Annotated in this window: 12 protein-coding genes; 6 read left to right on the top strand and 6 right to left on the bottom strand. The window is 68.5% G+C overall.

Annotated elements, in window-relative coordinates; all coding sequences use genetic code 11:
* The first annotated feature begins 57 nt into the window (after positions 1-57).
* From AC3QL2_RS10250 to AC3QL2_RS10240, 3 genes are all read left to right on the top strand, one after another.
* On the top strand, positions 58-1,167 hold the full coding sequence (locus AC3QL2_RS10250; protein ID WP_493233483.1) for a hypothetical protein: 1,110 nt from the start codon (positions 58-60) through the stop codon (positions 1,165-1,167).
* Positions 1,168-1,286: 119 nt separating this feature from the next.
* A complete protein-coding gene (locus tag AC3QL2_RS10245; RefSeq protein WP_493233481.1) occupies positions 1,287-1,688 on the top strand; it encodes a PA2779 family protein in 402 nt (133 codons plus the stop codon).
* 127 nt (positions 1,689-1,815) lie between these two features.
* Positions 1,816-2,766: a PA2778 family cysteine peptidase gene (locus tag AC3QL2_RS10240; protein WP_493233479.1), complete on the top strand. Its 951-nt coding sequence runs from the start codon at positions 1,816-1,818 to the stop codon at positions 2,764-2,766.
* 109 nt (positions 2,767-2,875) lie between these two features.
* On the opposite strand, the gene AC3QL2_RS10235 is transcribed toward AC3QL2_RS10240, so the two are convergent.
* Genes AC3QL2_RS10235 through AC3QL2_RS10225 form a run of 3 tightly spaced genes read right to left on the bottom strand, consistent with a single transcriptional unit; the run spans position 2,876 to position 6,669 of the window.
* Positions 2,876-4,102 carry a hypothetical protein gene (locus AC3QL2_RS10235; RefSeq protein ID WP_493233477.1) on the bottom strand — a complete coding sequence of 409 codons (1,227 nt, stop codon included), beginning with the start codon at positions 4,100-4,102 and terminating at the stop codon, positions 2,876-2,878.
* Positions 4,103-4,144: 42 nt separating this feature from the next.
* Positions 4,145-4,582 carry a hypothetical protein gene (locus AC3QL2_RS10230; protein WP_493233476.1) on the bottom strand — a complete coding sequence of 146 codons (438 nt, stop codon included), beginning with the start codon at positions 4,580-4,582 and terminating at the stop codon, positions 4,145-4,147.
* Between the two features lie 47 nt (positions 4,583-4,629).
* Positions 4,630-6,669 (bottom strand): methyl-accepting chemotaxis protein, encoded by a 2,040-nt coding sequence (locus AC3QL2_RS10225; protein ID WP_493233474.1) that lies wholly within the window; start codon positions 6,667-6,669, stop codon positions 4,630-4,632.
* Positions 6,670-6,961: 292 nt separating this feature from the next.
* Between AC3QL2_RS10225 and AC3QL2_RS10220 the strand changes: the two genes are divergently transcribed.
* Both AC3QL2_RS10220 and AC3QL2_RS10215 read left to right on the top strand, forming a co-directional pair.
* Positions 6,962-9,649, top strand: coding sequence for a cation-translocating P-type ATPase (locus AC3QL2_RS10220; RefSeq protein ID WP_493233473.1), 2,688 nt, complete (start codon positions 6,962-6,964; stop codon positions 9,647-9,649).
* A 60-nt stretch (positions 9,650-9,709) separates the two neighbouring features.
* Complete coding sequence (locus AC3QL2_RS10215; RefSeq protein WP_493233471.1) at positions 9,710-10,744, top strand: zinc-dependent alcohol dehydrogenase family protein; 1,035 nt, start codon at positions 9,710-9,712, stop codon at positions 10,742-10,744.
* A gap of 56 nt (positions 10,745-10,800) precedes the next feature.
* Here AC3QL2_RS10215 and AC3QL2_RS10210 read toward each other — a convergent pair whose 3' ends face one another.
* Positions 10,801-11,730, bottom strand: a complete 930-nt coding sequence (locus tag AC3QL2_RS10210) for a LysR family transcriptional regulator (protein ID WP_493233469.1) — start codon at positions 11,728-11,730, stop codon at positions 10,801-10,803.
* Between the two features lie 118 nt (positions 11,731-11,848).
* On the opposite strand from AC3QL2_RS10210, the gene trxA reads away from it, so the two are divergent.
* Complete coding sequence (gene trxA, locus AC3QL2_RS10205; RefSeq protein WP_481116337.1) at positions 11,849-12,175, top strand: thioredoxin TrxA; 327 nt, start codon at positions 11,849-11,851, stop codon at positions 12,173-12,175.
* A 160-nt stretch (positions 12,176-12,335) separates the two neighbouring features.
* On the opposite strand, the gene AC3QL2_RS10200 is transcribed toward trxA, so the two are convergent.
* Together AC3QL2_RS10200 and AC3QL2_RS10195 are read right to left on the bottom strand one after the other, a co-directional pair.
* Positions 12,336-12,557: a hypothetical protein gene (locus tag AC3QL2_RS10200; RefSeq protein ID WP_493233467.1), complete on the bottom strand. Its 222-nt coding sequence runs from the start codon at positions 12,555-12,557 to the stop codon at positions 12,336-12,338.
* Positions 12,558-12,785: 228 nt separating this feature from the next.
* On the bottom strand, positions 12,786-13,673 hold the full coding sequence (locus AC3QL2_RS10195) for a tetratricopeptide repeat protein (protein WP_493233466.1): 888 nt from the start codon (positions 13,671-13,673) through the stop codon (positions 12,786-12,788).
* Between the last annotated feature and the right edge of the window lie 320 nt (positions 13,674-13,993).

Genomic DNA, 13,993 nt, shown 5'->3' with positions numbered 1-13,993 from the left:
GGCCGCCGGCATGACACAGTGGTATCGTGATTGCCCGCCCGTCCGAGGAGCCCGTCGATGGCCGCTGTTCCCCGTCTCCGCGTGATGTTCTCCAGCCGTGCCCTGTCGCCCGTGTTCGGCGGCGAATTGCTCACCGACCTGCGCAAGGAGCTCAAGGCGCGTATCGAAGGCATCCGCATTGGCGAGCATCAACCCTTCGAGGTGTGGATCCACGAGGACGACCCCGAGCCGGCCGGCAAGACCATCCTCGAAGGTTCTCTGGAGGAGATCGCCAAGGCCGACATCGTGCTGGTGCTCTACACCGGCGAGGCCGGCAGCGCTGACCGCGGTAGCGAAATCGGCATCTGCCACGCCGAACTGCAGGAAGCCCTCACTCATCGGCGCGACGTGGTGTCGGTGATTTCACTGGAGCCGGCCTTCCCGGCGGTGGAACATCGTGACAAGGTGTTTCAGCAGTACGTCACCGCCCGGCGCCTGATCCACACGCGTGTGGCGGATCGCGACGCGCTGTTCGACGCCGCGCTGCGCCTGGTCCTGCAGCGGGCCGTCGAGCTGGCCAAGCGCGGTGCGCGGCCCGCCGGTCGGCGCGTCGACCAGGGCGCGGCGCTGGACTGGGCGCGCCTCGATCTGCCGGGCCGGGCGAAGGAGATGCGCACCGCCCTCGTCGAGGCGCTGGACGGCGACGTGGCGGAGGACGGCGTCGTGCTGTCCGACCTGGGCCTGCCTGGGCTGGCACCGGCCCGCCTGCTGCTGCGTGTGGAGGCGATTCCGGCGGCGCTGGGCGTAGCGGCGGCGCGGGAGCGGGTCGGCCAACCCTTCTACCAGGACCATGACTACGCTGCGTTGTTGGCGGAAGCGGACTCTGTCGGCCCGGTACACGTGATCGCCTGCCACCGAGGTGTTACCGAATCCCAGGCCCTCAAGCTGCTCGGCACCAGCAATGCGGTGGCGGTGGCTTCCGAGTTCGGCGTGTTCGCTGCCGAGGATGTGATGCAGACTCAGCTCGTGCTGCTGTCCCACTGCGTCGAGGAAGGCGCCGTGCGGCTCGGCCTCAGGCGCTTCCGCGAATGGCTGGAGCGGGAAGGGGAGGCCGCCAACCTGCTGCGCCGTGCGCGGGCCCGCCGCGGCATCGTCGAGGCCATCGCGCGGGGGCGGGCCAGCCTGTGAGCGATGCCACTACCCAAAATGTGTTGTTACAGGATCGACCTTGAAGAAGCGTGGACCGGCCTGCCAGCATGAAGCATCGTCCCCCGTGCGGGCCTTCCATGATCCCGAGGAGAACCACAATGACACGCTTCAAGCAGACTCTTGCCGCGCTGCTTATCGTCAGCACCACGCATGTGGCCTTCGTGCAGACGGCGCAGGCCACCATGATCGGTACCGAACAGGTCGCCCAGGCCAGTCAGGGCACGACCCGCAGCGGCGCCGAAGCCCGCGCCCACCTGAATGAACTGCTCGACCGTGCCGACGTGCAGGCCCGCCTGGAAAGCATGGGCGTCAAGGCGGCCGATGCCCGCGAGCGCGTTGCCGCGCTGACCGACGAGGACGCCAGCCGCCTCGCCACGCAGATGGACAAGGCGCCGGCCGGCGGTTTCATCGAGGTGATCATCTTCCTGTTCCTGCTGCTGCTGGTGACCGACATCCTCGGCCTAACCAAGGTCTTCCCCTTCACCCGCTCCGTCCGCTGACCTTAGCGAATAAATCTACTGCGCACTCCGATCTCGCAATTCCGGTGCTCGCCGTACTCATGTACGGCTGCGCTCCTCGTTGCGACCTCGGAGCGCTCGCTACGATTTCTTCGCCAAGGTCGAACCTATGAGTAAGTCTCTTTTTCTTGATAAGCGGCGGCGTTTGATTGGCGCGGCCGGTGCGCTGGCTGTGCTCGGGCTGAGCGGTTGCGCGGCGCAGACGGCGGCGTTGCGGGCGGCGCGGCCGACCGGGGTGCCGCCGCGGGTCGAGTTGTCGGCGGTGCCGTATTACGCGCAGGAGGATTACCAGTGCGGGCCGGCGGCGCTGGCGATGGTGCTGGGAGCCAATGGCTTCGGCGCCACGCCGCAGGCGCTGGCCGGGCAGGTCTTCCTGCCGGGGCGGCAGGGTTCGCTGCAGATCGAGATGCTGTCCGGCGCACGGCGCCATGGTGCGCTGGCGGTGGAGATCCCCGGCACGCTGGAGGCGCTGATGCGCGAGACGGCGGCCGGACATCCGGTGGTCGTGCTGCTCAACCTGGGCCTGTCGTGGGCGCCGACCTGGCATTACGCGGTGGTGATCGGCTACGACCTGGACGACGAATCCTTCCTGCTGCGCTCCGGCCCGATGGAGCGCCAGGTGATGCCTTTCCGCACCTTCGAGCTGACCTGGGAGCGGGCCGGCAAATGGGCCTTCGTCGTGGTACCGCCGGGCCAGCTTGCGGTGACGGCCGACGAGGCGCTGACGACGCGTGCGCTGGTGGCTTTCGAGAAAGCGGCGCCGACAGGGCGCGCGGTGCCGGCCTATCGGGCCGCGCTGGGCCGCTGGCCGGACAGCCTGACGCTGGCGATGGGCCTTGGCAACAGCCAGTACCAGGCCGGCAACCTGCGCGGGGCGGAAGCCGCCTTCCGCGATGCGGCCAAACGCCACGACGCGGCCGCCGCGTGGAACAACCTGGCCAACGTGCTGCTCGAGCTGAAGCGTCCCGTCGAAGCCCGCAAGGCCGCCCAGCGCGCCGTCGAGCTCGGCGGCCCGACGGCGGACGCGGCGCAGGACACCCTCAAGCGCATCGGCCGTTAGCGGCGCTCAGCACCCTTCACGCACACGAGTCGGGCTGCGATGGCAGCCCTGCGCGGTGACCGGCTGCGCGTGCCGTCCGCCGGTGCGCCATGTCTTCACGCGGGTCCGATCAGAACACTACGTCGTAGGTCGCGGTCAGCAGGCGCGCGTTGCCGAAGCGGTTGAAGCCGTCCACGGTGTAGTTGGGGCCGCTGCGGTCCTTCTGGAAGTCGAGCTGCACCTTGACGGCGCTGGACGTGGTCAGGTCGTAGCGCAGCGTGAGGGACTCGGTGCGGTGGGCTTCCTGGCCGTCCGGGTCGGCGCCGGCGGAGATGTCGGCCTGGCTGCGGTAGTTGGACACGGTGACCATCGGCGTCCACTTGCCGAGGCGGTAGCCGACGCCGAGGATCTGCGCGCGGTCGGTGTAGCCCATCACGTCGTTGTGGGCGATGCGGATGAACTCGCTGCGCACCAGCACGTTCTCATAGTCCACGTTGAAGCTCACGCCGTAGATCTGCTGCTTGCCGGCCGGCGAGCTGAAGGACGTATCGGCGTCGATGTAGCTGCCGAAGGTCGGCGAGCTCGGATCAGCGTCGAGGGAGCCGCTGACGTTCTTCTGGCGGACCTTGGACTGCAGATAGACGAGGCGCGTCTCGAACCAGTCCTTGGTGAGGGTCAGGTCGCCGCCGACGATGTTGTCCCAGCGCACGTCGGTGCGGTTGTTGCGGCCGCGGTAGACCTTCCAGTAGCCGCTGCGGTCCTTGGCCTCGTAGCCGGCGAGCAGGTTGGCGTTGGCGTCCCAGCCGCTCCACTGGCCGCGGTAGGCCAGGTTCATGCCGTTGTAGTTGACCGCTTCCCAGCCGTACAGCTGCGGCGGCAGGTGGGTCCACGGCAGGGCCACGCCGATGTCCTGGGTGTCCGAGTAGTAGAACATCGGGATGCGCTTGCGGCCGGCCTGCAGCGTGAAGCTGTCGTTCACCTTGAAGCTGGCGTACAGCCATTCGAGGTTGATGGCCCCTTCGCGGGCGCCGCGGGAGACCAGCTGGCCGGTGACCGAGAAGCGCCGGTCGGGGAAGGTGGCGACGCCCTGCACGCCGACCTTGGAGTCGGGCTTCCATTGCACGCCGCCCTTGCCCTCATAGACGCCGCCCTGGGCGTAGTCGGAAACGAAGACCGGTTTCTTGAAATCGCTGACGGTACCCGGGGTGCCGCCCAGCATGTGGCCGAGGCCGAGGGTCATGAAGCCGGAGCCGGCGAAATCGACGCCGCCCACTTCGACGGCCGACGCCGGCGCGCTTGCGCACAGCAGTGCCGCCACGGACAGGGCCGCGGCGCAGGGGATGTTGCGGAAAGACATGGAACCTCCAGATGCGAATTCGGTAAGGGACGCGGCGCGGCCTCAGTGGACGGTCAGGACGACCTTGACGGTGGCGTCGGCAGCGGCCTTCTCGACGTAGCCGATGCCGCCGGGGGCGGCCGCGACGGCCTTCTTGACCGCCGCGCTGTTGGCCGCCTCGGGGGGCGGCGTGCCCTTGCCGGTGAAGGCCAGCTTGGACCAGTAGGCCTTGGCCTGGGCGGCGGACTTGCCGGTCATCTTGGTGTAGAACTCGTCGCGCAGCGGGCTCGCCTCGGGCTGGTCCTGCGGTGCGGCGGCAGCGCCGCCGGGCAGGCTGCCAGCCTTGCCGAGGAATACGTCGGCGACCTGCTCCTTGGTCATCGCATCGGGGCCGCCCTTGCCGACGATCACCACCATTTCAGCCACAGCGCCGTGGGCGGCAAGAACGCCCAGCAGGCACAGGCCCGTCTGCAGCTTGCGCTGCAATCCGTCTAGAAACATGACACTCCCTTGTTTGCTTTGTAATTGCCCGCGCGGGCGGGCCGGATTCAGAAACTGGCGTTCTTCTTGAAGAATTCGAAACAGCGGCGGATGGTGCTGCGTTCCGCTTCGCCGACTCCGGTGAATTCGATGCCGTACTCGTGCTTCGCGCCATCCCTGGTGCTGCGCACGATGCGCCCGGTGAGGCGCACCGGTGCCTGGCTGGCGTAGCGCTCCAGGTTGTCGTCGGGCACGAAGAGGCCGAGGCTGACCGGCTGCTGCGCATCCACGGCCTGACTCAGGCTGAGGCGCAGGCCGCCGAGCGAGAAATCGGCACAGACGCCCTCCTGGCGGACGCCGCCCTGTTCGACCTTGACCAGCAAGCCGTGGCGCGCGCGCGGTGTGCGGCGCTGCTCGTTCTCGACCGGCAGGATCTGGGTGCCGCTGGCGAAGCTGAAGCCGGCCATGATGTCGGTCAGCCGGCTCGTCACGTCGCGCAGGTCTTCACCGATGGCGGCCGTGGTGTCCACCTTGGTGGCGCTCTCGCGCAGCGTCGAGAAGAGGGTCTCGGTGGTCGATTCGAGCAGCGAGAAGCGGTCGAGCTGCTGGTGGCTGGACGATGCGATGCCCTGGATCGCTTGCGCCGAGTCCACCGCATTGCTGGCCATGCCCTCGATGGAGCCGCTGGTCTTGTGGGCTTCGTCCTGGGTCAGGTCCACTTGCTGGACGACCTCGTTCATCGTTCCCGACACTTGCTGCACCTTGGTGGACAGCTGGTCGATGATCAGGCCGACTTCGCTGGCCGACGTGGTGGTGCGTTCGGCCAGCTTGCGCACCTCGTCGGCAACGACGGCGAAGCCGCGTCCCTGCTCGCCGGCGCGGGCGGCCTCGATGGCGGCATTGAGGGCCAGCAGATTGGTTTGCCCGGCGATGTCCTTGATCGTGTTGACGATGGAGTGGATCTGGCGGGCGGACTCTTCCAGTTCGAGGATCTCGCCGGCGGCGCGACTGACCTGCGCCGTGGTCTGCTGCATCGAGCTGATGTTCTGGCGCACGCTGGCCAGTCCATCGCGGGACAGGGCTTCGACCACCGACGCGCGCTCGGCGGCCTCGCTGGCCTGGCTGCGCACCTCGGCGGAGATCTGGTGCAGCTGCAGCATGGCGCCGGACACTTCGTCGGAGCGGCTGCCCTGCTGGCGGCTGACGCCCGAGATCTCGTTGGAGATCTTGGAGATCTGGTAGGCCGACTGGCCCATGTGGCGACTGCATTCCTCGATCTCGCGCAGGATGCCGGCCAGCCGGTCGCGCATGGTCTTGATCGCGAACAGCAGGCTGCTGCGGTCGTCGCGGCCGATCTGCACGTCCACGCCCAGCTGTCCCTCGGAGATGCGGCGGGCGATTTCGGCAGCGTAGGCGGGCTCACCGCCCATCTGGCGCAGGATGCTGATGGCGACCAGCGCGCCGAGTACCAGCACGGCCAGCGTTGCTCCAACGCCGACCGCGAGCATGCCCTGCTGGGCCAGTTCGGTGGCCTGTTCGGCCGATTCGGTCTGGCTGGCGACATTGCGGGCGTTGATGTCCACCAGCTGCATCAGGTTCTTCTCGGCGGCCAGGTAGGGTTTGCGCTGGGCGCCGCCGAGCAGGTAATACTTCTGGAACAGTTCCTTCTGGCGTGCCGCGTCGTGATTGGCGGCCAGGGCACGGATCAGCTCGATGATGTCCTGGTCCACCTTCTTCCAGGCCGTCCACTCCGTCACGAAGGCCTGCCACAGGGCTTCTTCCTCGGCCGAGCGGGGAATCGCCTCGTAGCGCTTCCAGACCCCCTCGACGTTGGCCCACAGGGCCTGCTTGTCGCGGGCGATGGCCTCGAACTGGTCCTGGGCATCCGGATCGCTTTCCCACAGTGCCGCTTCGTAGGTGCTCGACTTGAGCGCGACCTGCACCTCCCGCAGGCCCTGGATGGCGATCACCGACGGCAGGCGTTTGCGGCCGAGCTCCTTGACGCCGCTGACGCCTTCGCGGATGCCCACCAGGCCGGTCAGTACCGCGATGACGAGGGCCACGATGGCCACCGCCCCGAGCGTCAGCAGCTTCTGACGCAGACTCATTCGTGCAAGCATCGTGTTGTTCTTTCTATGTTGTCGGCATGCCTGTCGCTGCGTGGCGAATCCCTGTCCCCTACAGGAATCTACAGCCGGCATACCGGCCGCAAGCGCATTGCCCGGCGCTTTTTCGGCAACGAAGCTGACACCTTTAGCATTTTCTGCGTATTTGTCGGAAATTCACGCAACCCCGGAATATGCCCCACGCCAGGCCTCGCGGTGTTGACGCAGGTCGTATCGGCCGCGTGCGGCCAGTCGTAAAGTAGGCGCTGGTCCGCTCCCCCCCGGTGCGCCTGCGATGAAGATCCATCAACTGTCCGTTTCCGATGCCCTCGCCAGCGTGCGCAGTTCGGCGCAGGGGCTGGACGCGGCCGAGGCGGCGCTGCGGCGGGCCGAGTACGGTCCGAACCGGGTCGAGCCACTGGCGACGGAGCCGGCCTGGCTGCGCCTGCTGAAGGAATTCACGCACCTGTTCTCGATCATCCTGTGGGTCGCCGCCGGCCTGGCCTTTCTGGCCGACTGGTTCGACCCGAGCCAGGGCATGGCCCGCGTCGGCTGGGCGGTGGTGCTGGTGATCCTGGTGTCGGGGATGTTCTCCTTCTGGCAGGAGCTGCGTGTCGAGCGCACGCTGGCCGCGCTGCAGGGCCTCTTGCCGCAGCAGGTCGATGTGCTGCGCGGCGGGCAGCCCGCCCGCGAACCGGCCGAAAGCCTGGTGCCCGGCGATGTGATCCAGCTGGCCCAGGGTGACAACGTGCCGGCCGACTGCCGCCTGATAGAAGCCTTCGGCCTGCGCCTCAACCGCGCCACGGTGACTGGCGAGTCACGTCCGCGGAGCTGCGAGCCGGCGCCGTCCGCCGAGGAGCAGGCCTTCGATGCGCGCAACATCCTGCTGGCCGGTACCGCAGTGGTGGCCGGGCAGGGGCGGGCGGTGGTCTATGCGACCGGCGCGCACACCGAGTTCGGGCGCATCGCCCACCTGACCCAGTCCGGCGCCGGTGGGGATTCGCCGCTGCGCCGGGAGATCGCCCGCCTCAGTCGCAGCATCGCGTTTTTGGCGCTGACCATGGGCGGCGCCTTCTTCGCGGTCGGGCAGGTCACCGGCGTGCCCTTCTGGCGCGACACCATCCTGTCCCTCGGCATCATCATTGCGCTGGTGCCGGAGGGCCTGCTGCCGACGCTGACCCTGGCGCTGGTGCTGGCCGCCCAGCGCCTGGCGCGCCGCAACGTGCTGATCCGCCACCTGCCGTCGGTGGAGACGCTGGGCTCGGTGACGGTGATCTGCACCGACAAGACCGGCACCCTCACCGAGAACCGCATGTGCGTCGAGCGCCTGTACCTCGGCGGGCAGATCGTGCCGCTGGATGCGCTGACGCCGGGCCAGGTGGCCGAGCATGCGCCGTTCTTCCGTGTTGCGCGCTGGTGCAACGATCTGGGCGAAAGCCGCGGCGCCGGTGTGCCGGTCTTCAGCGGCGATCCGCTGGAGGTCGCGCTGGCCGAGTTCGCCGAGCGCCACGCGCCGCCGCCCGCCGCGCCGCCGCGCAGCGACGAATGGCCTTTCGACTCGGAGCGCATGCGCCAGTCGGTGCTGTTCGATGCGCCGGACGGCCGCCTGCTGGTGTGCAAGGGGGCGTTGGAAAGCGTGCTGCCGCGCTGTTCGATGATCCACAGGGCCGCGGGCGAGCAGCCCCTCGACGACACCGTCCGCGCCGCCATCCAGCGTGCCCAGGAGACCCTGGCCGGTGACGGCCTGCGGGTCATCGCACTGGCCTTCCGCCGGCCGCCGACGGATTGCCTGCGGGACGAGATGGAGAGCCAGCTCGTCTTTGCCGGCCTGGCCGGCATCGCCGATCCGCCGCGGGCCGACGTGGACAGCGCCATCGCCACCTGCCACGCGGCGGGCATCAAGGTGATCATGGTGACCGGCGACCATCCGTCCACCGGCCTGGCCATCGCGCGGCGCATCGGCCTGGTGCGCGGCGATGCGCCGCGGGTGATCACCGGCGCCGAGCTGCGCCGCTTGCACCGGGCCCAGCTGCAGCTGGCCCTCGACGCGCCGGAGATCCTGTTCGCCCGCGTCGCCGCGGACCAGAAGCTGCGCATCGTCGAGGCCCTGAAGGCCAAGGGCCAGGTGGTGGCGGTGACCGGCGACGGCGTCAATGACGCGCCGGCCCTGCGCGCCGCCCACATCGGCATCGCCATGGGGCGCAGCGGCACCGACGTGGCCAAGGAGGCCGCCGACATGGTGCTGCTTGACGACCACTTCGCGAGCATCGTGAACGCCATCGAGGAAGGCCGCGCGGTGTTCCAGAACATCCGCAAGTTCCTCACCTACGTGCTGGTGCACAACGTCGCCGAGCTGGTGCCGACGCTGGCCTTCGCGCTGTTCCGTATCCCGCTGCCGCTGACGCCGGTGCAGGCGCTGGCGGTGGACATGGGCACCGACTCGCTGACCGCGCTGGGCCTCGGCGTCGAGCGCGGCGATCCGCTGCTGATGCAGCGGCCGCCACGTGCCCGCCAGGAGCGTCTGCTGAACCTGGCGGTGGCGCTGCGCGCCTACCTGTTCCTTGGCCTGTTCGAGGCGGCAGCGGTGCTGGCGGTGTTCCTTCAGGTGCTGTACCGCGGTGGGTGGACCTACGGCGCCGAGCTGCCGGCCGGCAGCCTGCTATACCGCCAGGCCACCACCGCCAGCCTGGCGACCATCGTGCTGCTGCAGGTCGTCAACGTCTTCCTGTGCCGCAGCGCGGTCCGCTCGGCGTGGGCCACCGGGCTCGGTGGCAATCCGCTGATCCTGTGGGGCGTGGCGCTGGAGATCGGCCTGCTGGCGCTGATCGCCTACACGCCGTGGGGCAACGCGCTGTTCGGCACCGCGCCGTTGCCGTGGCCGGTGTGGCTGGACCTGCTGCCGTGGGCGGCCAGCATGCTGGCGGTGGAGGAGGTCCGGAAGTACGTGCTCCGCCGCCGGCTGGCGATGCGGCAACCGCCGTGAGCAGCGTGCTTGCCCCGTCCTTGTCCGTCTTATCCCCTTCATGAACCGGAGGCCATCGCGATGACCGAACCCCTCTCCGTCACCCTTCCCGCCACGATGCGTGCGATGGTCCTGCACCGTCCCGGCGAGGCGCTGCGCCTGGAGAGCCGCCCGGTGCCGCGTCCCGGCCCGGGGCAGATCCTGATCCGCGTGGAAGCCTGCGGCGTGTGCCGTACGGATTTGCACCTGATCGACGGCGAATTGCCGGAGCCGCGCTTGCCCATCGTGCCGGGCCACGAGATCGTCGGCCGGGTGGTGCTGACCGGCGACGGCGTGGCGGGCTTCAAGGCGGGCCAGAGGGTTGGCGTGCCGTGGTTGGGGTGGACCTGCGGCACCTGCCGCTACTGCACCAGCGGCCGGGAGAATCTGTGCGACGCGGCGCGCTTCACCGGCTACCAGATCGACGGCGGCTACGCCGACTACACCGTGGCCGATGCCCGCTACTGCTTCCCGCTGGCCGACACGGCCGCTTTGCCGGCCCCCACCGACCTGGCGCCGCTGCTGTGCGCCGGGCTGATCGGCTATCGGGCGCTGCGCCTGGCCGGCGACACCGAGCGGGTCGGCATCTACGGCTTCGGCGCGGCGGCCCACATCATCGCCCAGGTGGTCCGCCACCAAGGGCACCGCTTCTACGCCTTTACCCGCCCCGGCGATACGGAGAGCCAGGCCTTCGCACGCCAGCTCGGCGCCAGCTGGGTCGGCGATGCCGGCCAGATGCCGCCGGAGCCGCTGGATTCGGCGCTGATCTTCGCGCCGGCCGGGCCGCTGGTGCCGGCGGCACTGCGCCACCTGGAAAAGGGCGGCCGGCTGGTGTGCGCCGGCATCCACATGAGCGACATCCCAGGCTTTCCGTATGCCGACCTGTGGGGCGAACGGGTCATCCGCTCGGTGGCCAACCTGACCCGCCAGGACGGGATCGAATTCCTCGAACTGGCGCCGCGCATCCCGGTCAAGACGGCGGTGACGGTGTTTCCGCTGGAGGCGGCCAACACGGCGCTGGAGCGTCTGCGCCGCGGCGAGTTGCAGGGCGCCGCGGTGTTGTCGCTGGAGAACTGAGGCGGGAAGGACGGCCCGCTGCGTGGCGGGCGCCGGCAGTCGCGTTCCCCGCCGTTTCAGGGCCGGCGCAGCGTGGAGCGCAGCTGGATGCCGTCGTGCTCGCCGAAGAGTTCGGCGATCCAGTCCACGAAGACGCGGATCTTGCCCGACAGGTGGCGGTTCTGCGGATAGACCAGGTTGAGCGGTACCGGCTCCGGAAACCAGTCGGCCATCACCAGTTCCAGGCTGCCGCGCTCCATCGCGTCCTTCAGCACGAAGGCCGGGATCTGCGCGATGCCCAGTCCGGCCTCGGCGGCGGCCACGTAGCTGTTCTCGTCGTCGAGGGCGATATGGCCGTCGAGGGACACCTGGATGCGCTGGCTGCCCTTGGCGAAGACCCAGTCGATGATCTTGCCGGTGCGCGGCAGGAAGTGGTTGATGCAGCGGTGTTGCGTCAGCTCGTCCGGATGGCGCGGCGTGCCGTGGCGGGTCAGGTAGGACGGTGCCGCGCAGGTGGCGAAGTAGAGTTCGCCGATGCGCCGCGCGACGAGGCTGGAATCCTCCAGTTCGCCGGTCCACAGTGCGCAGTCTATGCCTTCCTCGATCAGATCGGCGCGGCGTTCGCTGCAGCCCAGTTCCAGCTCGATCTCCGGATAGCGCTCGAAGAAGCCGGGCAGCGCCGGCACGATCACCGAGCGCGCGATCAGCGTCGGCACGTTGACGCGCAGCTGCCCGCTCGGCGTGGCGTGGCGCTGGGCCAGGGATTCCTCGGTCTCGCGCACGGCGGCGAGGATCGCCACGCAGCGCTCGTAGTAGGCCGCGCCGTCCGGCGTCACGCTGATCTGGCGCGTCGTGCGGTTGAGCAACTTGACGCCGAGAGTCGCTTCCAGCTTCTGGATCAGCGTCGTCGCCGTTGCCTTGGGTAGGCGCAGGCTGTCGGCGGCGCGTGTAATCCCGCCGCTTTCGACGACGCGCACGAAGACTTCCATGGCTTGTAGCTTGTTCATTGTTCGGTATTTTGAATGATCAATTCGGGTTTTGCCTGTTGAATCAATAAAACGCGAACAATAGACTGGGGGCCTTCCGGTTCAAGACACCGGTTCCCCCTCTTCAACGGAGTACAGCATGAGCGACGCAATCAAGCACGTTACCGATTCTTCCTTCGAAGCCGATGTTCTGCAGTCGGCAAAGCCGGTCCTGGTCGATTACTGGGCCGAATGGTGCGGCCCCTGCAAAATGATCGCTCCGGCGCTGGACGACGCGGCCGTGACCTTTGCTGACCGCCTGGACATCGCCAAGATCAACATCGACGAGAACCAGCAGGTGCCCAGCCAGTACGGCGTGCGCGGCATTCCGACGCTGATGCTGTTCAAGGAAGGCCAGGTCGTGGCGACCAAGGTTGGTGCGCTGTCCAAGTCCCAGCTGGCTGCCTTCATCGAAGCCAACCTGTAAGAGGCTGGCTTGCCGGCGGGCTGCGGCCCGCCCGGTGGCGGCTACCTGCGGGTGGCCGCCTGCAGTACAAAAAACAAAGGCCCGTCGAATGGACGGGCCTTTGTTCTTCCTGCGGGTTCTGCCGGGAGGATCTCCCGCAAAACCCGCGGCACAAGCTGTCTTACTTGGCAGCTTCGGCGGGAGCGGCAGCCGGAGCAGCGGCTTCAGCCTTCTTCGCAGCAACCTTCTTGTGCTTCTTCTTGGCCGGGGCCTTCTTGGCGGGAGCCGGGGCAGCAGCCGGAGCGGCGGCGGCGTCGGCAGCCGGGGCTGCGGCGGGGGCTTCAGCCAGGGCGACGGAAGAGAAGGCAGCGGCGATGGCAAGAGCGACGAGCTTGTTGATCATGGAAGTTCTCCTTGAACGGTTGATCTTGTGCGGCACCGTCGAAATGCGGTGCCTGCCTGTTCAAACGCGCCTGGCGGACTGGCGTTGACACGAATATGGCCGTTTCTTGATTGAAATGACGGATCGCGCCATAAGCCGGCCGCATGCCCCTCAAGGAAACGCCGGGTCGCCCCGGGTTTCCTTGTCCCCGTGAAGGGCGGGCAGGGCACAGCCTGGCCCTTGGAGCGCTCAGTTCCAGTCGCTGTCGCCGCCCGAGCTGTCGTCCCACGACGAATTGTCGGAGATCCCGAAGTCCGTGCCGCCCATGTCGTTGCGGTCGACTTCCGGCGTGCCCAGGTCCAGGTTGCCCAGGTTGCTGTTGTCCGGTGACACGGCGGAGTCGCGCTGGACGGGCTTGCCGTCCTTGTCGAGGAAGTGGTGCATCAGCGCTTCGCCGGCCACCATGCCGGCACCGACTGCCGCGCCGGTGGCGAGGCCGCCCATCACCTGCGAGCCGAGGCCGGGCTGGCTGGGGGCCGGGGCGCCGCCGTAGCCGCCGGCATAGCCTCCGCTGCCACCATAGGGGGCACCACCCGCGCCGTAGGGCTGCAGGCCGCCACCTCCGTAGGCTGCGCCGCCCATCGCGGGCTGCGCATTACGGCGCGCCATGAAGCGGGCCACGAAGACGATGAAGGCGATCAGTCCGACGCCGGTCAGCAGCAGCCCCCACGGGACGGAAGACTGGGCGACGGCGGGTGCCGCCGGCTGAAACGGGGCGGCGCTGGCGCCACCTCCCGTCGTCTTGTGGCTGCCGCCGAGGATGCCTTTCAGCTCCTGCACGGCCTGGGGTTTGGCGAAGGGCAGGCCGGGGGCCAGTTTCTCGGCGGTTGCCAGCTCGCCCTCGGCCTTGTGCAATTGGCCCTGCTTGGCGAGTAGCTCGGCCTCCACGTAGTGGGCCTTGCCGCTGTTGGGGTGGGCCTGCAGTACCTGATGCATCATCGACTGGGCTTCGTCCAGCTTGCCCGCTTCGGCGGCCTGGTAAACCTGGTGCAGGCTGGGTTCATCGGCGAGGACGGCGCCACTCATGAAGGTGGTGGCGGCGAGCATCATCAGGCCGATCAGGGTTTTTCGGGACATCGAGGTTTCCTTCCTGTCGTTCCAGGTTCGCGGGGGCGCGGTGGGGCGCCCGAGGGCATCGTCGACCGACGGTACCGTGTACGTCGCAAAAATAGGGATGCACGGCGCCGGACTCAAGTTGGGTTTTGCAACAAAACGTTTGCCGCCGCGCTAGCGGAATGTACGCCGCGTGCTCTCCGCGGGCGCGGGATTCCGCCTGTGCCGGGCCGCCACGGGGGCGATTGGCGTGCCCGCTGGTGCCGCATTTCCGCTACACATCTGCGGCGAGAGGGTGCCCGATCTGTGTTACAACGCGTTCCACCCGAGCACAGTCCGTGATT

The sequence above is a fragment of the Zoogloea sp. GW822-FHT05C07 genome (genome assembly GCF_058800215.1).
This window is presented reverse-complemented; position numbering and strand designations above follow the sequence as displayed.

What these genes read in the sequence shown, in the direction of transcription:
- AC3QL2_RS10195 (WP_493233466.1), bottom strand. Translation starts at nt 13,673, where the DNA reads ATGTCCCGAAAAACCCTGATCGGCCTGATGATGCTCGCCGCCACCACC.
- AC3QL2_RS10240 (WP_493233479.1), top strand. Translation starts at nt 1,816, where the DNA reads ATGAGTAAGTCTCTTTTTCTTGATAAGCGGCGGCGTTTGATTGGCGCG.
- AC3QL2_RS10200 (WP_493233467.1), bottom strand. Translation starts at nt 12,557, where the DNA reads ATGATCAACAAGCTCGTCGCTCTTGCCATCGCCGCTGCCTTCTCTTCC.
- AC3QL2_RS10210 (WP_493233469.1), bottom strand. Translation starts at nt 11,730, where the DNA reads ATGAACAAGCTACAAGCCATGGAAGTCTTCGTGCGCGTCGTCGAAAGC.
- AC3QL2_RS10245 (WP_493233481.1), top strand. Translation starts at nt 1,287, where the DNA reads ATGACACGCTTCAAGCAGACTCTTGCCGCGCTGCTTATCGTCAGCACC.
- trxA (WP_481116337.1), top strand. Translation starts at nt 11,849, where the DNA reads ATGAGCGACGCAATCAAGCACGTTACCGATTCTTCCTTCGAAGCCGAT.
- AC3QL2_RS10235 (WP_493233477.1), bottom strand. Translation starts at nt 4,102, where the DNA reads ATGTCTTTCCGCAACATCCCCTGCGCCGCGGCCCTGTCCGTGGCGGCA.
- AC3QL2_RS10230 (WP_493233476.1), bottom strand. Translation starts at nt 4,582, where the DNA reads ATGTTTCTAGACGGATTGCAGCGCAAGCTGCAGACGGGCCTGTGCCTG.
- AC3QL2_RS10250 (WP_493233483.1), top strand. Translation starts at nt 58, where the DNA reads ATGGCCGCTGTTCCCCGTCTCCGCGTGATGTTCTCCAGCCGTGCCCTG.
- AC3QL2_RS10220 (WP_493233473.1), top strand. Translation starts at nt 6,962, where the DNA reads ATGAAGATCCATCAACTGTCCGTTTCCGATGCCCTCGCCAGCGTGCGC.
- AC3QL2_RS10225 (WP_493233474.1), bottom strand. Translation starts at nt 6,669, where the DNA reads ATGAGTCTGCGTCAGAAGCTGCTGACGCTCGGGGCGGTGGCCATCGTG.
- AC3QL2_RS10215 (WP_493233471.1), top strand. Translation starts at nt 9,710, where the DNA reads ATGACCGAACCCCTCTCCGTCACCCTTCCCGCCACGATGCGTGCGATG.